The following is a 20286-nucleotide window of genomic DNA, read 5'->3' on the forward strand; positions in this document are numbered from 1 at the left end:
TGCAAGCGATCCGATCAGACCGCCAAACCTCTTGTGCCACGGGGGCCGTCCACATATGGGTCCCGGCCTTCGCCGGGACGACAGCGAGTATGAGGCGCGACCTTACCGCCCCTCACGCGCCTCACAGCCACGGCGCCGGCGTGTCCATCGCGATCAGCTGCTCGACCTCGATGCGCGGGCGCACCACGGCGTACTGGTCGCCCTTCACCAGCACCTCCGGCACCAGCGGCCGCGTGTTGTAGGTGCCGGCCTGCACCGCGCCGTAGGCGCCTGATGTCATGATGGCGAGGAGATCGCCCGCCTTCGGCGTCGGCAGCGTGCGGTCGAGCGCGAGATAGTCGCCGGTCTCGCAGACCGGGCCGACGACATCGGCCACCATCGTCGCCGCATCCCTGGCCGGCTGCGTCACCGGCAGGATGTCGTGATGGGCTTCATACAGCGTCGGGCGGATCAGGTCGTTCATCGCGGCGTCGATGATGACGAAATTCTTGCCGTCGCCGTGCTTCACATAGATCACCTTGGCGACCAGGATGCCGGCATTGCCGACGATCATGCGGCCCGGCTCGAACATCAGCGTGCAGCCGAGATTATGGCTGACGCGCTTGACCATGGCGGCATAGGCATCGGGCGCCGGGGGCGCCTCGCGGTCCATGTAATAGGGAATGCCGAGGCCACCGCCGAAATCGACATGCGAGATGTCGTGGCCGTCGGAACGCAGCGTCTGCACGAATTCGGAGAGGATGCGAAACGCCGTCTCCATCTTGGACAGGTCGGTGATCTGGCTGCCGATATGCACGTCGGTGCCGGTCACCTGGATCCCGGGCAGCTTCGCCGCGCGCGCATAGACCTCGCGGGCATGCGCGATCGGGATGCCGAACTTGTTCTCGGACTTGCCGGTGGAGATCTTGGCATGCGTGCCGGCGTCGACATCGGGATTGACGCGCACGGAAATCCGCGCGGTCTTGCCCATCTCGGTCGCAAGGCGCGACAACAGCTCGAGCTCCGGCTCGGATTCGACGTTGAGGCAGAGGATGTCGGCGGCGAGCGCAGCGCGCAGCTCTTCTTCCGTCTTGCCGACGCCGGAGAACAGGATCTTGCGTGCGGGAATGCCCGCGGCCAGCGCACGCTTCAACTCACCGCCGGAGACCACGTCGGCGCCGGCGCCAAGCTTGGCGAGCGTACGCAGCACCGACTGGTTGGAGTTCGCCTTCATGGCGTAGCAGACCAGCACCTTCTCGCCGGCGAAAGCATCGGCGAAGACGCGGTAATGCCGCTCCAGCGTTGCGGTCGAATAGCAATAGAACGGCGTGCCGACGGTTGCGGCCAGCTCGGACAGGTTCACCGCCTCGGCGTGCAGTACGCCGTTGCGATAGTCGAAATGGTTCATGGCGTTGGCTCAGTTGCCCCAGCCTATCTGCTGGGCTTGTCGTCCAGGAGCGGGTCGAGAATAAACGGTTTCTTCCTGCCCTTGGACGCCGCGGGGGCGGCGTCGGCCCCGTAGGTGGGGTTGAACACGCTCGGCGTCTTCTGGGCTTCGGTCTCGGTGTCGGTCGGCGCAGCACCGTTGGCCACGGGCGCGTTGGAGGCGGTCGGCGGCAAATCCAGCGGGCCCTTGCGGCCGCAGCCGGCAAGCGCGAGCGCCGTCAGGCTCAAGACAATGATGGCCCACCCCGAGCCGGCCGGGCGAAACTTTGACGTCACGACGAAATCCCCACTACGCGGGCCGCACCATACAGAGATTGGCGCGCTCTGGCGAGAGCCGGATGACCATGAAACATAAGCGAAATTTTGCCCTCAGCCCAATTTTCGCTCTTTTTCCAGCCGCTTCAGCCACGCCTTGGCCTGGGAGGCCACGTTCTTCGGCGCGGTGCCGCCAAAGCTGGTCCGGCTCTTCACCGACGATTCGACCGAGAGCACGCCGAGCACATCCTTGGTGATCCTGGGCTCGATCGCCTGCATCTCCTTCAGCGGCAGCTCGTGCAGCGCCACGGCGCCCTCGGCCGCCTTGGCCACGATGCGGCCGGTGACGTGGTGGGCCTCGCGGAACGGCATCTTCAGCGTCCGCACCAGCCAGTCGGCGAGATCGGTCGCGGTGGCGTAGCCCTCGCCGGCAGCAAGCCTCATCTTCACTTCATCGGGCACGAGATCGCGGACCATGCCGGTCATGGCACGGATCGCGAGCGACAGCGCGGCAAAGCCCTCCATGGCGCCCTGCTTGTCCTCCTGCATGTCCTTTTGATAGGCGAGCGGCAGACCCTTCATCACGATCAGCAGACCGTTGAGCGCGCCGATGACGCGGCCGGTCTTGGCGCGCACGAGCTCGGCGGCATCCGGGTTGCGCTTCTGCGGCATGATCGAGGAGCCGGTGGTGAACTTGTCGCTGAGCCGGATGAGGCCCACCAGCGGCGAGGTCCAGATCACGATCTCCTCGGCAAAGCGCGACATGTGCACGGCGCAGATCGAGGCTGCCGACAACGTCTCCAGCACGAAGTCGCGGTCGGAGACCGCATCGAGCGAGTTCGCCATCGGCCGGTCGAAGGCAAGCGCCTTTGCGGTCGCGTGGCGATCGATCGGGAACGAGGTGCCGGCGAGCGCGGCGGCGCCGAGCGGCGATTCATTGAGCCGCTTGCGCGCGTCCTGGAAACGGCCGCGGTCGCGCGCGGCCATCTCGACATAGGCGAGCAGGTGATGGCCGAAGGTCACGGGCTGCGCGGTCTGAAGATGCGTGAAGCCGGGCATCACGGTGCCGGCATGCTCCAATGCACGCTCGACCAGCGCCTGCTGAAACGCGGCGAGCGCCGCATCGGTCTCGTCGATGACGTCGCGGACGAACAGACGGAAGTCGGTGGCGACCTGGTCGTTGCGCGAGCGCGCGGTGTGCAGCCGGCCGGCGGCGGGGCCGATCAGCTCGGACAGGCGGCTCTCGACATTCATGTGAATGTCCTCAAGCGCGCGCTTGAACGTGAAGCCGCCCTTGCCGATCTCTGACAAAATCGTGTCTAGACCCTTGCCGATATTTTTCGCATCAGAGGCCGTGATGATGCCCTGCGTGGCAAGCATCGCGGCGTGGGCCTTGGACGCGGCAATGTCCTGGGCAAAGAGGTGACGATCGACGTCGATGGAGACGTTGATCTCTTCCATGATCTCATCGGGACGTTCCGAGAACCGGCCGCCCCACATCTTGTTGCTCATGATCCCCTGCTCACGCCTTGCTTGTCGCTGGCCACGTTTGCTGGCCGCCGCCAGCCGTATTAAGAGGCCCCTGATAGCCATATCTGCGACCGGATGACAAACGATATGCTCGACACGAAGCCCTCCGCCACGCGCCGGATCCCCCTCGTCATCGCCACCGTGGCGGTCGGCGGGCTGGCCGGCTTCGCTGCGCTGTACGGGCTGGGCCTGAGCCGGGCGCCTACAGGCGATCCGGCCTGCCGGGCGGCAGTGGCTACGGCGCAGAAAATCGCCCCGCTCGCCCATGGCGAGGTGGCGGCGCTGACCATGGCGAGCGCGCCCTTGAAGCTGCCCGACCTCGCTTTCGAGGACGCCGACGGCAAGCCGAAAAAGCTGTCCGATTTCCGCGGCAAGACCCTGCTGGTGAACCTCTGGGCCACCTGGTGCGTGCCCTGCCGGAAGGAAATGCCGGCGCTGGACGAGCTCCAGGGCAAGCTTTCGGGCCCGAATTTCGAGGTGGTAGCGATCAATATCGACACCCGCGACCCGGAGAAGCCCAAGACCTTCCTGAAAGAGGCCAATCTGACCCGGCTCGGCTATTTCAACGATCAGAAAGCCAAGGTTTTCCAGGATCTTAAGGCCATAGGCCGGGCCCTGGGCATGCCGACCTCGGTGCTGGTCGACCCGCAGGGTTGCGAGATCGCGACGATCGCGGGACCGGCGGAATGGGCGAGCGAGGATGCGCTCAAGCTGATCCGGGCTGCGACGGGCAAGGCCGCCGCGTCGCTCTAAGCGGTGACGTTCAGATTATTGCCGACACCCGCGCCGACATTGGCGAGCGAGGGCTGGCCGGCGCCCATCAGCGTCAGGACGGTGGATTTCTCCATATCCATGTTCTGCTTGGTCAGCGTCGCCGCGATATTCGACTGCAACGCGCCTTGCTGAGCGGCCAGCATGGTGCTGACCATCGCCATCATGTCCATTACGCGAACCCTCGTACCGAGCGCAGCCTAGGCGCGAGCGGTTAACGCGACATGAATTGTCACGGAGCCGTAGGGTGGGCAAAGGCGCACTTGCGCCGTGCCCACCATCTTTCAAATTGGATATAAGCGGTGGGCACGCTTCGCTTTGCCCACCCTACGATACTGACGCGCTGCGCAGCGTCCGAGGCACGAGACTGCCTTATCGCGTCGGAACCGGCTTGGCGCCGCGGTAGTCGTAGAAGCCGCGCTGGGTCTTGCGGCCGAGCCAGCCGGCCTCGACGTATTTCACCAAGAGCGGGCACGGACGGTACTTGGAGTCGGCGAGGCCCTCGTGCAGCACCTGCATGATCGACAGGCAGGTATCGAGGCCGATGAAATCGGCAAGCTCGAGCGGGCCCATCGGATGGTGCGCCCCGAGCTTCATCGCCGCGTCGATCGCCTCGACGTTGCCGACGCCTTCGTACAGCGTGTAGATCGCCTCGTTGATCATCGGCAGCAGGATGCGGTTGACGATGAAGGCCGGGAAATCCTCGGAGACTGCGACCTGCTTGCCGAGCTTGGCGACGAATTCCTTGGACGCCTCGAAGGTCGCATCGTCGGTGGCGATGCCGCGGATCAGCTCCACCAGCTCCATCAGCGGCACCGGATTCATGAAGTGAATGCCGATGAAGCGCTCGGGCCGGTCGGTGGCGGCGGCAAGGCGCGTGATCGAGATCGAGGACGTATCCGAGGCGACGATCGCCTCGGGCTTCAACACGGCGCAGAGCTCGTGGAAGATCTTGCGCTTGACCTCCTCCTTCTCGACCGCGGTCTCGATCACGAGATCGCAGTCGGCGAGGTCGTCGAGCTTCTCGGCGGCCACGATGCGCGACAGCGCCTTGGACTTGGCCTCCTCGGTGACGACTTTCTTGGAGACCTGGCGGGCCAGATTGCCGTTGATGGTGGCCATGCCCGACTTGAGGCGATCGGCCGAAACGTCGTTGAGCACCACGTCGAAGCCAGCCAGCGCCGCAACATGCGCGATGCCATTGCCCATCTGCCCCGCGCCGATCACGCCGACCTTCTTGATCACTGCCGCCATAATGTCATCCACCGGAACGGCGCGCATATCGCGCCTGCCTATCCCCCAAGCCGGGAGGTCTGATTTGATCAGAACCGTGATTTAATCAGAACCTCGGCTCGAAACCTAGATTGGATCGCTCCCCCGGCGTGCCCCACGCCAAAGAAAACGCCTCAAAAATGAAACACCGGCCGGAGTTTATACCTCCGGCCGGTGTTTTGAACGTCTTTTACTTGCCGAGCTTGCCGAGTTCGGCCGTCAGCTCCGGAACCGCCTGGTAGAGGTCGGCGACCAGGCCGTAATCGGCGACCTGGAAGATCGGCGCGTCCTCGTCCTTGTTGATCGCGACGATGACCTTGGAGTCCTTCATGCCGGCCAGATGCTGGATCGCGCCGGAAATGCCCACCGCGACATAGAGCTCGGGGGCGACGACCTTGCCGGTCTGGCCGACCTGCCAGTCGTTCGGCGCATAGCCGGCGTCCACCGCCGCGCGCGAGGCACCGACGCCGGCGCCGAGCTTGTCGGCGAGCGGCTCGATGTATTTGGCGAAATTCTCGCGGCTCTGCATGGCACGGCCACCGGAGACGATGATCTTCGCCGAGGTCAGCTCGGGACGGTCGCTCTTGGCGACCTCCTCGCCAACGAAGGACGACAGGCCCGGATCGGCCGCAGCCTGAACGCTCTCGACCGGCGCGCTGCCGCCTTCGCCTGCCGCGGCGAAGGTGGAGGTCCGCACCGTGATGACCTTCTTGGCGTCCTTCGACTTCACCGTCTGGATGGCGTTGCCGGCATAGATCGGACGCTCATAGGTGTCGGGGGCGACCACCTTGATGATCTCGGAGACCTGCATGACGTCGAGCAGGGCTGCGACGCGCGGCATCACGTTCTTGAAGCGCGAGGTCGCGGGCGCGACGATCGCATCATAGGACGGGGCCAGCGAGACGATCAGCGCGGCCAGCGGCTCGGCAAGATCGTGCGCGTAAAGCGCGCCATCGGCGAGCAGCACCTTCTTCACGCCTGCGAGCTTGGCGGCGGCGTCCGCCGCGGCCTTGGCACCCTCGCCGGCCACCAGCACCTCGACGTCCGCACCGAGCGCGGCGGCCGCGGTCAGGGCCTTGTTGGTCGCATCCTTCAACGACGCGTTGTCGTGTTCGGCAATCAGAAGCGTCGTCATCAGAGCACCCCGGCTTCGTTCTTGAGTTTCGACACCAGCTCGGCGACGTCCTTGACCTTGACGCCCGCCTTGCGGCCCGCCGGCTCGGTCGTCTTGAGAACCTCGAGGCGCGCGGTGACGTCGACGCCGTAATCGGCGACGGTCTTCTCCGCGATCGGCTTCTTCTTGGCCTTCATGATGTTGGGCAGCGAGGCGTAACGCGGCTCGTTGAGACGCAGGTCGGTGGTGACAATAGCCGGTCCCTTCAGCTTCACGGTCTGGAGACCGCCGTCGACTTCGCGGGTGACCTTGAAGTCGGAGCCTTCGACCTCGAGCTTCGAGGCGAACGTCGCCTGCGACCAGCCGAGCAGCGCGGCCAGCATCTGGCCAGTCTGATTGCTGTCGTCGTCGATCGCCTGCTTGCCGAGGATGATCAGGCCCGGCTGCTCTTCCTCAGCGATCTTCTTCAGGATCTTGGCGACGGCGAGCGGCTCGACGGCACCCTCGGCCTTCACCAGGATGCCGCGATCGGCGCCCATGGCAAGACCGGTGCGGATCGTCTCCGACGCCTGCGCAGGTCCGATGGAAACCACCACGACCTCGGTGGCCTTGCCACTTTCCTTCAGGCGCAGCGCTTCCTCGACCGCGATTTCGTCGAACGGGTTCATCGACATCTTGACGTTGGCGAGTTCAACGCCCGATCCATCGCCCTTGACGCGGACCTTGACGTTGTAATCGACCACCCGCTTTACCGGCACTAAGACCTTCATCGATCCTCTTTCACTCAATTTGGGAGGGGGGTTATCAACTGGCGCGGAACCTAAAGGCCTGACCCGGCCCGGTCAACGCGCGAAGAGGCCAAATTTTAGACCTTAGAAATGAGCCGCTCTAATGGGTCAGCGATTCTGGCCCGGAACCCAGAGCACGTCGCCGGCGCCGTTATGGTTAGCTGCGCGGCTGGCCACGAACAGGAAGTCCGACAGGCGATTCATATATTGGATGCCAGCGGCGCCGACCGGCTCGCCCGGCTGGGCCGCCAGTTCCACCATCACGCGTTCCGCCCTGCGGCATATCGTGCGTGCGACATGGAGGTAGGCGGCGGCGGGTGTGCCGCCGGGCAGCACGAAAGAGGTGAGCGGCGCGAGCTTGTCGTTGAGCGCGTCGATGTCGTGTTCGAGCCGCTCGACCTGGCTTGCCACCACCCGCAGCCGTTCCGCCTTGCCTTCCCGCTCCGGCACCGCGAGGTCGGCGCCGAGATCGAACAGATCGTTCTGGATGCGGCCGAGCATCGCATCGAGCTCGGGCGTATCACGGGTATGGAGACGCACGACGCCGATCGCGGCATTGGTCTCGTCCACCGTGCCATAAGCCTCGATGCGCAGATCGTATTTCGGACGGCGTTCGCCCGAGCCGAGCGCTGTCGTGCCGTCGTCACCAGTCTTCGTATAGATGCGATTCAGTACAACCATGTTTACCGCCCCATCGCCCAGACCGCGATCATGGCAATGACAATCGCCACGAACTGAAGCAGCACGCGCCAACGCATCAGCTTCTGCGAGGTGTTGGGCGAGCCGCCGCGCATCATGTTGACGAGACCGAGCAGCAGCACCAACGCCACGGCGCCGGCTGCCGCCGGCAGGATGAAAGTACTCAGGATAGATGCCATCGGGGGTAGATAACACCGTGCGCGCCGGTCCGCCATCTCCCCACCCGTCATTCCGGGGCGCGCCAACGGGTCCGCAACGCGGCCCGGTGGCGCGAGCCCGGAATCCATCCAGCAGCGTCACGCGCGGTGAAATGGATTCCGGGCTCGATGCTCCGGGTCGCGCTTTGCGCGGTCCCGTCACATCGCCCCGGAATGACGACTGGGTTGGTTCGCGATCTGGCTTTTAGGCCAATAATATCAGAAGCTGGCTGGATGATTTCCGATTTGCGTCCATCGCAAGCCTTCTTCGTCTCTCCCCGCAAGGAGGGAAAGGGAGCAGTACAGGGCCAGCCGTGAAAGCCATCCGCTACATCTACGTCGTCGTGATGGATGCGTTCTACACGTTCCTGGCCGATGACGGCTGGGCGATCGCGAGCCACATCGCGCTGTCGACGCTGATGGCGCTGTTCCCGTTCCTCATCGTGCTGACCTCGCTCGCCGGCTTCTTCGGTTCCAAGGAGCTCGCCGACCAGGCCGCCAGCCTGATGCTCGAGGTCTGGCCCAAGCAGGTCTCCGACAGTCTTTCCGGCGAGATCCACGACGTGCTGACCACGACCCGCACCGGCGTGCTGACCATCGGCGCGGCGCTGTCGGTCTATTTCGCCTCGAACGGCGTCGAGGCGCTCCGCGTCGCGCTCAACCGCGCCTATGCGGTGGTGGAGATGCGGCGCTGGTATTGGCTGCGGCTGGAATCGATCGGCTATACGCTGGTTGCGGCCTTCACCGCGCTTGCCATGGCGTTCCTGATCGTGCTCGGCCCGCTCATCATCGAGGCGACGCGGCGCCACATCCCGCTGTTCGTCGAGTCCAACGAGAGCATCCTCACCTGGCTGCGCTACGGCATCACCATCGGCGCGCTGGTGGTGGCGCTGATCATCCTGCATGCGTGGCTGCCGGCGGGGCGGCGCAGCTTCCTCCAGATCCTGCCCGGTATCGTCTTCACCATGGTGGCGTCGCTGATCTCGGGCATCGTGTTCGGGCAATATCTGGCGCGCTTCGCCAACAATTACGTGACGATGTATGCGGGGCTGGCCTCGGTGATCATCGCGCTGGTGTTTCTGTATTTCATCGCCGCGATCTTCGTCTACGGCGGCGAGCTCAACGCCGCGATCATCAAGTCGCGGCTTCCTCACGGCGTGTCGCTACAAGCAGCGCAGTCGCTAAAGCACGCGGAGACACGGGCTTGACCAGGAAGGCGTCGGCGCCCGCCTCGCGCGAGGCCGCCTCGTCCTCGCCGCGCCCGGAGACGCCGATGATGGGGATTCGAGCGAGCGGCGCCGGCATGGTGCGGATCCGCCGGATGGCCTCGACGCCGTCGATGCCCGGCAGCACCATGTCCATCAGCACCGCGTCGAAGGCCCCCTGCGCGAGCCGGTTCACTGCATCCTCGCCGCGTCCGATGAACTCGGCATGATGGCCGAGCTCGGTCAAGATGGTGTTGAGCACGACGCGACCGAACGGATTGTCCTCGACGCTGAGCACGCGCAGCGCGGCCGCCGCATCGGCCTCGGCCTCGCCCTTCGCCTTGCGGGACCTGGCCGGTCCCGCCGCGTCCAGCGACACCGTCAACGTGAAGGTGGCGCCGCCGCCGCGGCGCGGTGCGACCGAGATGTCGCCGCCCATCGCGCGCGCCAGCTGCTTCACCGAGGATAGTCCGAGCCCGGCGCCGCCGAAGCGCGAGGCGATGGTGACATTGGCCTGGGTGAACGGACGGAACAGCCGCTTGATCTCGGCCATGGTCAGGCCGATGCCGCTGTCGGACACCGCGAAGGCGACGCCAACCCTGCCCTTCGTCTTGTCTTTTTTCTTGCCTTTGGCCGGACGCCAGGGCGCGACCACGAGCGCCACGCCGCCCCGGTCGGTGAACTTCACGGCATTGTCGATCAGGTTCTCGAGTGCGGCGCGCAGGCGGACGGGATCGCCGACCACCAGCCCCGGCAGCTTTTCGGAGAGTTCGACCTGGGCCTGGAGGCCCTTGGCCGCGGCGCGCCCGGCCAGCGAATCGCCGGCGCTGCGGGCCAGCGCCCGCAGGTCGAACAGGTCCTGCCGCAGCGCGCTGCCGCTCTTTCCAGACCCCTTGCCGGTCCGGGCGGCGTCCACGAACAGGGTGGCGAGGCTCGCCAGATGCTCGGCGCCGGCCTTGATGGTGTCAGCCCAGCGTCGTTCCCGCTCCCCGAGATCCGAGGTCGCGAGCAGGTCGCTGATCGCGAGAATACCGGTCAGGGGGGTGCGGACCTCATGGGCAAAGGCGGCAAGCGCCGCCTGGACCACGTCCGGCGTGACCGCCTTGGTGGTGCTGCGCTTGCGCACCTTTCCGGCCGCCCCGGACCGCTTCCGAGGCAGTCGCCTGGACGTCCGCGTGGTGCGCGCTGCCCGCGTTTTCGCCGCCATAATTCCCCTTCGAAGTATCCCCTTCGAACCCCGGGCCGTCCGACAAGCATGGCACGGCGGAACGCCCGGAGTCACGGCGGTGTTTGGCTAAACCCCAGAGAAACTTAACCTAATCCCACCAGACGGCGGATGCTGGCGGGCAATGCACCAGCGTCGCGCAACTCCCGCAGGCCGGTCGAGCGGGTCGATTTCGACAGCTTCCGCCCGGCTTCGTCCCGAATCAGGGCGTGGTGGCGGTAGGCGGGTTCCGGCAGGCCAAGCAGGGTTTGCAGCAGGCGGTGGACGGAGGTGGCGTGAAGCAGGTCCTGGCCGCGCACCACCTCGCTGATCCCCTGGAGGGCGTCGTCGACGACCACGGACAAATGGTAGCTGGTCGGCGTCTCCTTGCGGGCCAGGATCACGTCTCCCCAGGCCTCGGGCTGCGCCGGAACGACGCCGCGCTCGCCGTCGGGCCCCTCGCCCAGCTCATGCCAGGCCAGGCTGGCAACGTGCCGGCAGGCAGCCGCCATGTCGAGCCGGAGCGCATAAGGCGCGCCGGATGTGATCAGCCGTGCCCGCTCGCCGGCGGACAGCGACTTGGCGTCTCCGGGGTAAAGCGGCGCGCCGTCGGGATCGCGCGGCCACGGCCCATGGCCCTCGCGCGCGGCGACCAGCTTTGCGATCTCGGCGCGGCTTTCGAAGGCGGGATAGACGAGGCCGAGCGCAGAGAGCTTGTCCAGTGCGGCGCGGTAATCGGAAAGATGCTCCGACTGCCGCCGCACCGGTGTTTCCCAGGCAATGCCGAGCCAGGCGATATCTTCGTAGATCGCCGCCTCATACTCAGGCCGGCAGCGCGTCGCGTCGATGTCTTCGATCCGCAGCAACAGCCGCCCGCCAGCCTCGCGCGCGCGGTCGAAGTTGAGCAGCGCCGAATAGGCGTGGCCGAGATGCAGGAAGCCGTTCGGGCTGGGGGCAAATCGGAAAACGGGTGGCGACATGCGACCTATCTCGTCATGGCCGGGCTTGTCCCGGCCATCCACGTTCTTCGGTGTCACATCCCGACCGTGTCAAGGTCGCGGACAAACAGGATGACCCCACTCATGCTAATGATGATGCACGGTTAGAAAGACGTGGATGGCCGGGCCAAGCCCGGCCATGACGCCGGAAAGAGTTTGCTGAATCCCGATGACCATCCACCTCGAAACCCAGTCCGATCTCGAAGAGGCCGTCCAGGCGCTGGTGAAGCGCGACCCGCGGCTCAAGCCCGTGCTTGCGGCTGCGGGCATGCCGGCCTTGCGGCGACGCGAACCGGGCTTCACCGGGCTCGCGCATATCGTCTGCGGGCAGCAGCTCTCGACCGCGAGCGCCGCGGCGATCTGGGGACGCCTGTCCGCCGCCTTCGATCCGTTCGATCATGAGGCAGTGCGCCGCGCGCGCACCGACCGGCTGGGACGGCTTGGCCTGTCCGCCGCCAAGATCAAGACGCTGAAGCATCTTGCGCGCGAGATCACGGCGGAGCGGCTGAACCTCGACGTGCTCGCCGAAGAAGATGCCGACGCCGCGCATCACACGCTGATCTCGCTGCCCGGCATCGGACCGTGGACGGCGGACGTCTATCTCCTGTTTTGCCTCGGCCACGGCGATGCCTGGCCGGCCGGCGACCTCGCGGTGCAGGAGGGCATCAAGATCGGCCTCGGCCTCGAGGCACGGCCCACGGAGAAGCAGATGGCGCCGCTCGCCGAACCCTGGCGTCCGCTGCGCGGTGCGGCGGCGCATCTGTGGTGGAGCTATTACCGCGCGGTGAAGAAGCGCGAGGGCGTCATCGCCGGTCAGGCCTGAAGCGCGATGAGATCGGGCTAAATCGTCATCGCGCTCAGGGTTTTTGTTTGAGCATGATCTTTTCGGACAACCGCTGCACACTTTTCCGGATCATGCTCTAGCCCCGTAGCCTCGCGCGGTCGGCCCGGGCACATTCGGCGACGAAATCGATCACGGCGCGCACCGCCGGCAGTTCGACGAGATCGGGATGGGCCAGCAGCCACAGGTCCGCCACGCTCGCGAGCTTCTGCGGCGCAACGCGCACGAGATCGGGATAGCTTTCGGCGACGAAGCACGACAGCGCGGAGATTCCGATGCCGGCGCGGACCGCCGCCAGCATGTCGCCCTGGGACGAGCAGCGCATCACGACCCTGGCCTGACGCGTGACGACGTCGCTCCAGCGCGCAAGCTGGACATTGGACGTCTGGTCGGCGAAACCGATGACGCTGTGCCCTTTCCACTCGCCGCGCCGTTCCGGCAAGGACCGCCCGCCGGCATAGTCGCACGAGGCATAGAATCCGGTGCCGAGACGGCCGATCTTGCGCCCGACCAGGTTTTCCTCGCCGCTGTCGAACGGCCGCAGCACCACGTCCGCCTCGCGCCGGCGCACGCTCGCCGGAAACGGATGGGTGATGATCTCGAGCTGGATGTGATCATGCGCGCCCAGGAACGCAGGCAGGTGCGGCATCAGCCAATGCGAGGCCAGCGTCGCGCCGATCGACAACTTGACAGTGCCGCGCGCCTTGTGGCCTCCCGCCGAGACCGCCGTCTCCGCCCGCAGCGCCGCCGCCGCCATCGCCTCGGCATGCTCGCGCAGCGTCCTTCCATCCGCGGTCAGCGCCAGGCCGTCGGCGGCGCGCGCCAGCAATCGGGTGCCGAGCTGGGCTTCCAGCGCAGCGATCTTGCGGCTGACGGTCGGATGGCTGGTGTGCAGCCGGCGTGCCGCCGCGGTGAAGCTGCCGGTATCGGCGACCGCGACGAAGGTCTTGCAAAGGTCCCAGTCCATCGGCAGCCCCTGTTCATATCTGAATAGTAATGCGTTCAATATTGAACGATCGGAGCTCGCTCTCCAACCCTTATAGTGGTGCCAAATCCGCAAACGCGGGCCGGCGAGCCGCCGGCGACAATCAACAGGGAAACGCCTCGTCATCCGCATGCCGGCGGGGCGCGCTTCCAGGAGGACATCATGGCGCTGCCCGCTCTCTTGAAGGATTCGCTCGAGCTGCCCGTGGTCGGCTCGCCACTCTTCCTCGTCTCCGGACCGGAGCTGGTGATCGCCCAGTGCAAGGCGGGCGTCGTCGGCTCGTTCCCCGCACTCAACGCCCGTCCGGTCGAGAAGCTCGACGAGTGGCTGAGCCGTATCGAGGATGAGCTCGGCGAATACAAATCACGCAATCCCGGCAAGAAGGTCGCACCCTACGCGGTCAACCAGATCTGCCACGCCTCCAACGACCGGCTGATGAAGGACATGGAGACCTGCGTGAAGCACAGGACGCCCATCATCATCACCTCGCTGCGGCCGCCGGCCGAGATCGTCGAAGCTGCGCACTCCTATGGCGGGCTGGTGTTCCACGACGTCATCAACGTCAAGCACGCGCGCAAGGCCGCGGAGCAAGGCGTCGACGGGCTGATCCTGGTGTGCGCCGGTGCCGGCGGCCATGCCGGCACGCTGTCGCCGTTCGCGCTGGTGCGCGAGGTCAAGCAATGGTTCGATGGCGCCATCCTGCTGTCGGGCGCGATCAGCGACGGTTTTGGCATCGCCTCCGCGCTGACGCTAGGCGCCGACCTCGCCTATATGGGCACGCGCTTCATCGCCACGAAGGAAGCCAACGCCGACGAAGCCTACAAGTCGGCGCTGACGCAGCACGCCGCGCACGACATCGTCTACACCAATCTGTTCACCGGCGTGCACGGCAATTATCTGGGACCCTCGATCGCCGCCGCCGGGCTCGATCCGGACAATCTCCCGGCCGCCGACAAATCGAAGATGAATTTCGGCTCCGGCGGCAACATGAAATCCAAGGCGTGGCGCGACATCTGGGGATCGGGCCAGGGCATCGGCCAGATCACCGACGCGCCGCCGGTCGCCGAGCTCGTCGACCGGATGAAGCGGGAGTTCGACCAGGCACGACAGGATTTGCTGGAGCGCGCCAGCGCCTGACGTCCCGGCCCAACCAACAAGAACGACAGGAGGACATCATGATGCGGGCGGCCGCTCTGTTTGGCGTTGCGCTGCTGACATTCGTCGCAGACCCCGCCGGTGCGCAAAGTGCCGAAGACATCCGGATCGGGCAGACCTTGCCCTATAGCGGTCCGGCATCGGGCTTCGGCGCGATCGGGCGCACCCAGGAGGCGTTCTTCGAAAAGATCAACACTGAGGGCGGGATCAACGGCCGCAAGATCAGGTTCATCACGCTGGACGATGCGTATTCGCCACCGAAGACGGTCGAGCAAACCCGCAAGCTGGTCGAGCAGGACGAGGTGCTGATGATGTTCGGCTCGCTCGGCACCGCCACCAATAGCGCCGTGCAGCGCTACCTCAACGCCAAGAAGGTGCCGCAGCTGTTCGTGCTCTCGGGCGCCACCAAATGGGCCGATCCGCAGAAGAATCCGTGGACGATGCCCGGCATGGCAGCCTACGAATCCGAGGGCGTGGTCTATGCCAAATACATCATGCAGACCAAACCCGACGCCAAGATCGCGATCCTGTCCCAGAACGACGATTTCGGCCGCGACTATGTCGCGGGCTTCAAGCGTGCGCTCGGCGCCAAGGCGGCCGGCATGATCATCGCGGAAGCGAGCTACGAGACCAGCGCGCCCACGATCAGCTCGCAGCTCTCGACCCTGAAGGCCTCGGGCGCCAATGTGCTGTTCGGCGTCGTGCTCGGCAAGTTCACCTCGCAGATGGTCAAGGGCGTGGCCGAGATCGGCTGGAAGCCGGAGCTGTTCTTCGTACCGACCTCCGCCTCCTCGATCTCGTTCCTGGAGCCGGCGGGGCTCGACAACGCGGTCGGCCTGATTTCGTCGAGCAACCAGAAGGACACGATCGATCCGCAATGGGCCGACGATCCCGGCGTGAAGGAGTATTTCGCGTTCATGAAGCAATACATGCCGACCGCGGATCTCTCCAATTCCAACTACGCCGCGGGCTACCACTATGCCACGCTGCTGATGACGGTGCTCAGGGCGTGCAAGGACGACGTCAGCCGCGACAACATCATGAAGCAGGCCGCGTCGCTGAAAGAGGTGAAGCTGCCGCTGCTGTTGCCCGGAATGAGCGTGTCGACCGGTCCGGACGACTATTTGCCATTCCAGCAATTGCAGCTCCGCCGTTTCAACGGCAAGAGCTGGGTGCCCTTCGGCGACATTCTCGATGACCGCTAAAGGATGTCCCATGATCATCAGTGGTGAACGCCAGATCGATTATCCCGAGATCCATGCGCGGATCAGACGCGCCGCGGGCGGGTTCGACACGCTCGGTGGGCGCGAGGGCACGCCGGTCGCCATGATGCTGCGCAATGATTTCGCGCTGTTCGAGGTGGTCGCGGCTTCCGCCGCGCTCGGCCGACCGGTGGTGCCGATCAACTGGCACCTGAAGGCGGCCGAAGTCCGCTATATCCTGGCCGACAGCGGCGCAGACGTCCTGATCTGCCACGCCGACCTGCTGCCGCAGATTCGCGACGGACTGCCGGACGGCCTGACGCTCATGGTCGTGCCGACGCCGCCGGAGATCGCTGCGGCGTTCGACATTCCGGCCGAGCTCACAGACGTCCCAGACGGATTGACCGACTGGGACAAATGGCGGGACAGCCAGGCGGAACTCACCCAGCCGCCACGCCGCAGTGCGCCGATGTTCTACACGTCGGGCACCACGGGCATGCCGAAGGGCGTGCGGCGCATGCCGATGCGGCCCGACCAGGTCGCGGCCTCCGAGCGCGTCGGGGCGATCGCCTATGGCGTCAAGCCGAACGAGGGGCAGGTCGTGCTGATGAACGGCCCGATGTACCATTCCGCCCCGCACTCCTTCGGCATGCTGGCCTATCGCAGCGGCTGCACCATCGTGCTGGAACCGCGGTTCGATCCCGAGGACCTGCTGCAACTGATCGAGCGCCATCGCGTCACGCACATGCATATGGTTCCGACGATGTTCGTGCGCCTGCTGCGGCTACCCGACGAGCTGAAGCGCCGCCATGATCTGTCCTCGCTGCGCTTCGTCGTTCATGGCGCGGCGCCCTGCCCGCCCGACGTGAAGAGGGCGATGATCGATTGGTGGGGAGGTGTCATCAACGAATATTTCGGCTCGACGGAGACCGGGATTCCGGTGTGGCATTCCGCCGAGGAGGCACTGAAGAAGCCCGGCACCGTCGGCCGCGCCATCGAGGGCGGCGTCGTCAAGATTTTCCGCGCCGACGGCAGCCCGTGCGGCGTCAACGAACCCGGCGAGATCTACATGCGGCAGGCCTCGGTGCCGGATTTCGACTACCACGGCAAGGCCGACGCCCGCGCCGAGGCCGGCCGGGACGGTCTCGTCAGCGTCGGCGACGTCGGCTATCTCGACGAGGACGGCTACTTATTCCTGTGCGACCGCAAGCGCGACATGGTGATCTCCGGCGGAGTCAACATCTACCCCGCCGAGATCGAGAACGCGCTGATTGGAATGCCCGGCGTGCGCGATTGCGCCGTGTTCGGCATACCCGACGCCGAATTTGGCGAGCGGCTATGCGCCTATGTCGAACCTGAACCGGGTGCCGAGCTCTCGTCCGCCGCAGTCCAGTCGTTCCTGCGCGAGCGGCTTGCCAATTTCAAGGTGCCGAAGGCCGTCGAATTCCGCGACGCGCTGCCGCGCGAGGCGACGGGAAAGATCTTTAAGCGCAAGCTGCGGGAGCCCTATTGGGCCGGCCATGCGCGCGCCGGCGCGTAACGAACGGAGGCAAAACAACGTTTTAAACTATGTTGCTGTTGCAAAAGGATCATCGGTGGATGATGAGATGCCGGTGCGGACAGAGCCGGGATCAAGGCCATGACATCGATCGACTTCGTCGTTGCGAAAGATGACCTCGACCAGTGCAAGGTGGTCTCGACCGAGCTTCCCGGCGCGGATGCGCTGCCGCCTGACGCCCTGCTCGTGAAGGTCGATCGCTTCGCCTTTACCGCCAACAACATCACCTACGCGGTGCTCGGCGACGAGCTGAAATACTGGCAACTCTTCCCCGCACCAAACGGCTTCGGCAACATTCCTGTATGGGGCTTCGGCGAGGTGATCGCCTCCAGGCATTCGAACGTTTCCGCAGGCGAGCGCCTGTTCGGCTACTTCCCGATGGCGACGCATCTGGTCATCGAGGCGACCGACGTCAGCAAGCGTGGCTTGCGCGACGGTGCTTCGCATCGGCAAGGCGTGGCGCCGGTCTACAACGCCTATGCGCGCGTCACCGGCGATCCCGCCTACGCCGGCCGGCAGGGCGACTATCAGGCGCTGCTGCGGCCGCTGTTCATGCTGTCGTTCCTGGTCGACGATTTTCTGGCCGAGAACGATGATTTTGGCGCGCGGACCGTGCTGCTGTCGAGCGCCTCGAGCAAGACCGCGTTCGGCCTTGCGCATCTGTTGCACACGCGCGGCCGCAAGGTGATCGGCCTGACGTCAGGCGGGAATACCGGCTTCGTGACGTCGCTCGGATGTTACGACGAGATCGTCACCTATGACCGCGTGACGTCCTTGCCATCGAATGCGCCGGTCGCCTTCGTCGACATGGCCGGCAACAGCGCCCTGCGCGCCGAACTGCACCGGCATTCTGGCGACCAGATGAAATGCTCGGTGCGCGTCGGTTTGACGCATCGCGCCACCGAGGCCGACGAAGGAGCCCTGCCCGGCGCAAAACCGCGCTGGTTCTTCGCGCCGGACCAGATTCGCAAGCGGGCGAAGGAATGGGGCCCGGGTGGCATCGAGCAGCGCTTTGGCGCGGCATGGTCGGGCTTTGCGCCGCGGCTGGAGCGATGCCTCGCCGTCGTCGAGAGCCGCGGACCGGAGGCCGTGCGGCGAGTTTATCTCGACACGCTGAAGGGGCGCATTCCGCCTGAGCAGGGCCACATGCTCTCGCTGCTCGGGTAAAGCGCTTTTGGCATGGGCTGATCCAGGATAGCGTTCGACTTCTACTATTGCAGCATGATCTCTTCGGAAAACCGCTACACACTTTTCCGGCTCATGCTCCAGAGGAAACGCCGCGAAGACGGCCACGAGGTCGCGAATGCTGGACAGGACGAAGGATATTTCCGTCGCCGCGCAGGCCTGGCTCGATGAATTCGCGGGCGCGCTGGGCAAACCAGACCCCGCCGCCGTCTTGGACCGCCTCTTCCTCGCCGACAGCTTTTGGCGCGATGTGCTGGCGTTAAGCTGGAACTTGCAAACGCTGGCCGGCCGCAGCGCAATCGCGCAGGCGTTGGCCGCGCTCGCGTCCAAGGCTGCGCCGACCCATTTCGAGATCGCACCGAACCGAGCGCCACCGCGCTGGGTGACGCGCGCCGGCATCGGCAACATCGAAGCCATCTTCAAGTTCGAGACCGCGCTCGGCCGCGGCAGCGGCATCCTGCGGCTCGTTCCGGATAGCACCGACGGCGACCGGTTGAAGGCGTGGACGCTGCTGACCGCGCTCGACGAGCTCAAAGGCTTCGAGGAACAGCTCGGCACGTCGCGGCCACGCGGCCAGGCCTATTCGCGCGATTTCCGCGGGCCGAACTGGCTCGACCAGCGCAACGCATCGCGCGACTACGCCGATCGCGACCCAGCCGTGCTGGTGGTCGGCGGCGGCCAGGCCGGGCTCGCCATCACGGCACGGCTGAAGCAGCTGAAGGTCGATACCTTGATCGTCGATCGCGAGGCGCGGGTCGGCGACAATTGGCGCAAGCGCTATCACGCGCTCACCCTGCACAACCAGGTGCAGGTCAATCACCTGCCCTACATGCCGTTTCCGCCGAACTGGCCGGTCTATATTCCCAAGGACAAGCTCGCGAACTGGTTCGAAGCCTATGTCGATGCCATGGAGCTGAACTTCTGGACCGGCACCGAGTTCGAAGGTGGCTCTTACGACGAGGCGAACGGCCACTGGACCGTCACGCTGCGCCGCGCCGACGGCAGCAAGCGCACCATGCATCCGCGCCATGTGGTGATGGCGACCGGCGTCAGCGGCATCGCCAATGTTCCAGACATTCCGACCCTCGCCAATTTCAAGAGCACGCTGGTGCATTCCAGCCGCTACGAGGACGGCGAGAACTGGGCAGGCAAGCGCGCCATTGTCATCGGCACCGGCAACAGCGGCCACGACATCGCGCAGGACCTCCACTCCAGCGGCGCCGAGGTGACGCTGGTGCAGCGCTCGCCGACGCTGGTCACCAATATCGAGCCGTCGGCGCAGCTCGCTTACGCGACCTACAATGAGGGCACGCTCGAGGACAACGATCTGATCGCGACCTCGATGCCGACGCCGCTCGCGAAGAAGACCCATGTGATGCTGACGGAGCAGTCGAAGGGGCTCGACAAGGAGCTGCTCGACGGCCTCTCCCGCGTCGGCTTCAAGCTCGACTTCGGCGAGGCCGGCACCGGCTGGCAGTTCAAATACCTCACCCGCGGCGGCGGCTATTACTTCAACGTCGGCTGCTCCAACCTCATCGTCGAGGGCGCGATCAAGCTGAAGCAGTTTTCCGACATCGAGGGCTTTACCGCCGAGGGCGCGCGGATGAAGGACGGCACGACCATTCCGGCCGACCTGATCGTGCTCTCGACCGGCTACAAGCCGCAGGAATATCTGGTGCGAAAGCTGTTCGGCGATGGCGTCGCCGACCGCGTCGGCCCGGTCTGGGGATTTGGCGAAGGCCTTGAGCTGCGCAACATGTATGTGCGCACGAAGCAACCCGGCCTCTGGTTCATCGCCGGCAGCCTCGCGCAGTGCCGGATCAACTCGAAATATCTCGCGCTCCAGATCAAGGCGATCGAGGAAGGGATTTTGGGGCGCGAGGTGGGCACCGCTTGAGCTTC

20 protein-coding genes are annotated in these 20286 nt (G+C 65.5%); 8 read left to right on the forward strand and 12 right to left on the reverse strand.

Translation table 11 applies throughout. The features are described 5' to 3' along the window. Positions 1-121: 121 nt before the first annotated feature. From lysA to argH, 3 genes are all read right to left on the reverse strand, one after another. Positions 122-1387 (reverse strand): diaminopimelate decarboxylase, encoded by a 1266-nt coding sequence (gene lysA, locus XI09_RS11480; RefSeq protein WP_271566936.1) that lies wholly within the window; start codon positions 1385-1387, stop codon positions 122-124. Between the two features lie 23 nt (positions 1388-1410). Further along, entirely contained in the window at positions 1411-1701 is a 291-nt protein-coding gene (gene lptM / locus XI09_RS11485; protein WP_271566937.1) for an LPS translocon maturation chaperone LptM, read from the reverse strand. A 93-nt stretch (positions 1702-1794) separates the two neighbouring features. Next, positions 1795-3192 carry an argininosuccinate lyase gene (argH, locus tag XI09_RS11490; RefSeq protein ID WP_271566938.1) on the reverse strand — a complete coding sequence of 466 codons (1398 nt, stop codon included), beginning with the start codon at positions 3190-3192 and terminating at the stop codon, positions 1795-1797. Positions 3193-3297: 105 nt separating this feature from the next. On the opposite strand from argH, the gene tlpA reads away from it, so the two are divergent. Continuing rightward, positions 3298-3963 (forward strand): thiol:disulfide interchange protein TlpA, encoded by a 666-nt coding sequence (gene tlpA / locus XI09_RS11495; RefSeq protein ID WP_027544314.1) that lies wholly within the window; start codon positions 3298-3300, stop codon positions 3961-3963. On the opposite strand, the gene XI09_RS11500 is transcribed toward tlpA, so the two are convergent. From XI09_RS11500 to XI09_RS11525, 6 genes are all read right to left on the reverse strand, one after another. Then, a complete protein-coding gene (locus XI09_RS11500) occupies positions 3960-4154 on the reverse strand; it encodes a hypothetical protein (RefSeq protein WP_027544315.1) in 195 nt (64 codons plus the stop codon). The genes tlpA and XI09_RS11500 overlap by 4 nt on opposite strands. A gap of 199 nt (positions 4155-4353) precedes the next feature. Next, positions 4354-5235, reverse strand: a complete 882-nt coding sequence (locus XI09_RS11505; RefSeq protein WP_271566939.1) for a 3-hydroxybutyryl-CoA dehydrogenase — start codon at positions 5233-5235, stop codon at positions 4354-4356. Between the two features lie 208 nt (positions 5236-5443). Next, positions 5444-6388 carry an electron transfer flavoprotein subunit alpha/FixB family protein gene (locus XI09_RS11510; protein ID WP_011084196.1) on the reverse strand — a complete coding sequence of 315 codons (945 nt, stop codon included), beginning with the start codon at positions 6386-6388 and terminating at the stop codon, positions 5444-5446. Beyond that, positions 6388-7137 carry an electron transfer flavoprotein subunit beta/FixA family protein gene (locus XI09_RS11515; protein ID WP_271566940.1) on the reverse strand — a complete coding sequence of 250 codons (750 nt, stop codon included), beginning with the start codon at positions 7135-7137 and terminating at the stop codon, positions 6388-6390. Before XI09_RS11515 ends, XI09_RS11510 begins: the two co-directional genes overlap by 1 nt. Positions 7138-7263: 126 nt before the next feature. Then, a complete protein-coding gene (locus XI09_RS11520) occupies positions 7264-7836 on the reverse strand; it encodes a cob(I)yrinic acid a,c-diamide adenosyltransferase (protein ID WP_271566941.1) in 573 nt (190 codons plus the stop codon). A gap of 2 nt (positions 7837-7838) precedes the next feature. Beyond that, positions 7839-8033, reverse strand: coding sequence for a twin transmembrane helix small protein (locus XI09_RS11525; RefSeq protein WP_027544319.1), 195 nt, complete (start codon positions 8031-8033; stop codon positions 7839-7841). 332 nt (positions 8034-8365) lie between these two features. On the opposite strand from XI09_RS11525, the gene XI09_RS11530 reads away from it, so the two are divergent. Beyond that, positions 8366-9259: a YihY/virulence factor BrkB family protein gene (locus XI09_RS11530; protein ID WP_271566942.1), complete on the forward strand. Its 894-nt coding sequence runs from the start codon at positions 8366-8368 to the stop codon at positions 9257-9259. Here XI09_RS11530 and XI09_RS11535 read toward each other — a convergent pair. Together XI09_RS11535 and gluQRS are read right to left on the reverse strand one after the other, a co-directional pair. Continuing rightward, the gene (locus tag XI09_RS11535; protein WP_271566943.1) at positions 9186-10463 is read right to left on the reverse strand and encodes an ATP-binding protein; all 1278 of its coding nucleotides are present in this window, start codon (positions 10461-10463) and stop codon (positions 9186-9188) included. The two genes, XI09_RS11530 and XI09_RS11535, sit on opposite strands and share 74 nt — an antisense overlap. 104 nt (positions 10464-10567) lie before the next feature. Next, on the reverse strand, positions 10568-11440 hold the full coding sequence (gene gluQRS, locus XI09_RS11540) for a tRNA glutamyl-Q(34) synthetase GluQRS (RefSeq protein WP_271566951.1): 873 nt from the start codon (positions 11438-11440) through the stop codon (positions 10568-10570). A 187-nt stretch (positions 11441-11627) separates the two neighbouring features. On the opposite strand from gluQRS, the gene XI09_RS11545 reads away from it, so the two are divergent. Next, complete coding sequence (locus tag XI09_RS11545; protein WP_271566944.1) at positions 11628-12281, forward strand: DNA-3-methyladenine glycosylase family protein; 654 nt, start codon at positions 11628-11630, stop codon at positions 12279-12281. 97 nt (positions 12282-12378) lie between these two features. Here the strand turns inward: XI09_RS11545 and XI09_RS11550 are convergent, their stop codons facing one another. After that, a complete protein-coding gene (locus XI09_RS11550) occupies positions 12379-13266 on the reverse strand; it encodes a LysR family transcriptional regulator (RefSeq protein ID WP_271566945.1) in 888 nt (295 codons plus the stop codon). Between the two features lie 180 nt (positions 13267-13446). On the opposite strand from XI09_RS11550, the gene XI09_RS11555 reads away from it, so the two are divergent. From XI09_RS11555 to XI09_RS11575, 5 genes are all read left to right on the forward strand, one after another. Beyond that, on the forward strand, positions 13447-14421 hold the full coding sequence (locus XI09_RS11555) for an NAD(P)H-dependent flavin oxidoreductase (protein WP_271566946.1): 975 nt from the start codon (positions 13447-13449) through the stop codon (positions 14419-14421). A 38-nt stretch (positions 14422-14459) separates the two neighbouring features. Beyond that, positions 14460-15644: an ABC transporter substrate-binding protein gene (locus XI09_RS11560; protein ID WP_271566947.1), complete on the forward strand. Its 1185-nt coding sequence runs from the start codon at positions 14460-14462 to the stop codon at positions 15642-15644. A 10-nt stretch (positions 15645-15654) separates the two neighbouring features. Next, entirely contained in the window at positions 15655-17181 is a 1527-nt protein-coding gene (locus XI09_RS11565; protein WP_271566948.1) for an acyl-CoA synthetase, read from the forward strand. A 99-nt stretch (positions 17182-17280) separates the two neighbouring features. Continuing rightward, entirely contained in the window at positions 17281-18366 is a 1086-nt protein-coding gene (locus XI09_RS11570) for a DUF2855 family protein (protein WP_271566949.1), read from the forward strand. 136 nt (positions 18367-18502) lie between these two features. Beyond that, positions 18503-20281, forward strand: a complete 1779-nt coding sequence (locus tag XI09_RS11575) for a flavin-containing monooxygenase (protein ID WP_271566950.1) — start codon at positions 18503-18505, stop codon at positions 20279-20281. Positions 20282-20286 lie beyond the last annotated feature (5 nt).

It is taken from the genome of Bradyrhizobium sp. CCBAU 11386 (assembly GCF_028128955.1).
Classification (GTDB): Bacteria; Pseudomonadota; Alphaproteobacteria; order Rhizobiales; family Xanthobacteraceae; genus Bradyrhizobium.

Excerpts from the sequence above, each read along its gene's own strand:
- XI09_RS11545 (WP_271566944.1), top strand. The coding sequence starts at position 11,628 with ATGACCATCCACCTCGAAACCCAGTCCGATCTCGAAGAGGCCGTCCAG.
- XI09_RS11570 (WP_271566949.1), top strand. The coding sequence starts at position 17,281 with ATGACATCGATCGACTTCGTCGTTGCGAAAGATGACCTCGACCAGTGC.
- XI09_RS11550 (WP_271566945.1), bottom strand. The coding sequence starts at position 13,266 with ATGGACTGGGACCTTTGCAAGACCTTCGTCGCGGTCGCCGATACCGGC.
- XI09_RS11505 (WP_271566939.1), bottom strand. The coding sequence starts at position 5,235 with ATGGCGGCAGTGATCAAGAAGGTCGGCGTGATCGGCGCGGGGCAGATG.
- XI09_RS11565 (WP_271566948.1), top strand. The coding sequence starts at position 15,655 with ATGATCATCAGTGGTGAACGCCAGATCGATTATCCCGAGATCCATGCG.
- tlpA (WP_027544314.1), top strand. The coding sequence starts at position 3,298 with ATGCTCGACACGAAGCCCTCCGCCACGCGCCGGATCCCCCTCGTCATC.
- argH (WP_271566938.1), bottom strand. The coding sequence starts at position 3,192 with ATGAGCAACAAGATGTGGGGCGGCCGGTTCTCGGAACGTCCCGATGAG.
- XI09_RS11575 (WP_271566950.1), top strand. The coding sequence starts at position 18,503 with ATGCTGGACAGGACGAAGGATATTTCCGTCGCCGCGCAGGCCTGGCTC.
- XI09_RS11560 (WP_271566947.1), top strand. The coding sequence starts at position 14,460 with ATGATGCGGGCGGCCGCTCTGTTTGGCGTTGCGCTGCTGACATTCGTC.
- XI09_RS11515 (WP_271566940.1), bottom strand. The coding sequence starts at position 7,137 with ATGAAGGTCTTAGTGCCGGTAAAGCGGGTGGTCGATTACAACGTCAAG.
- XI09_RS11535 (WP_271566943.1), bottom strand. The coding sequence starts at position 10,463 with ATGGCGGCGAAAACGCGGGCAGCGCGCACCACGCGGACGTCCAGGCGA.
- XI09_RS11525 (WP_027544319.1), bottom strand. The coding sequence starts at position 8,033 with ATGGCATCTATCCTGAGTACTTTCATCCTGCCGGCGGCAGCCGGCGCC.
- lysA (WP_271566936.1), bottom strand. The coding sequence starts at position 1,387 with ATGAACCATTTCGACTATCGCAACGGCGTACTGCACGCCGAGGCGGTG.
- gluQRS (WP_271566951.1), bottom strand. The coding sequence starts at position 11,440 with ATGTCGCCACCCGTTTTCCGATTTGCCCCCAGCCCGAACGGCTTCCTG.
- XI09_RS11520 (WP_271566941.1), bottom strand. The coding sequence starts at position 7,836 with ATGGTTGTACTGAATCGCATCTATACGAAGACTGGTGACGACGGCACG.
- XI09_RS11510 (WP_011084196.1), bottom strand. The coding sequence starts at position 6,388 with ATGACGACGCTTCTGATTGCCGAACACGACAACGCGTCGTTGAAGGAT.
- XI09_RS11555 (WP_271566946.1), top strand. The coding sequence starts at position 13,447 with ATGGCGCTGCCCGCTCTCTTGAAGGATTCGCTCGAGCTGCCCGTGGTC.
- XI09_RS11500 (WP_027544315.1), bottom strand. The coding sequence starts at position 4,154 with ATGGACATGATGGCGATGGTCAGCACCATGCTGGCCGCTCAGCAAGGC.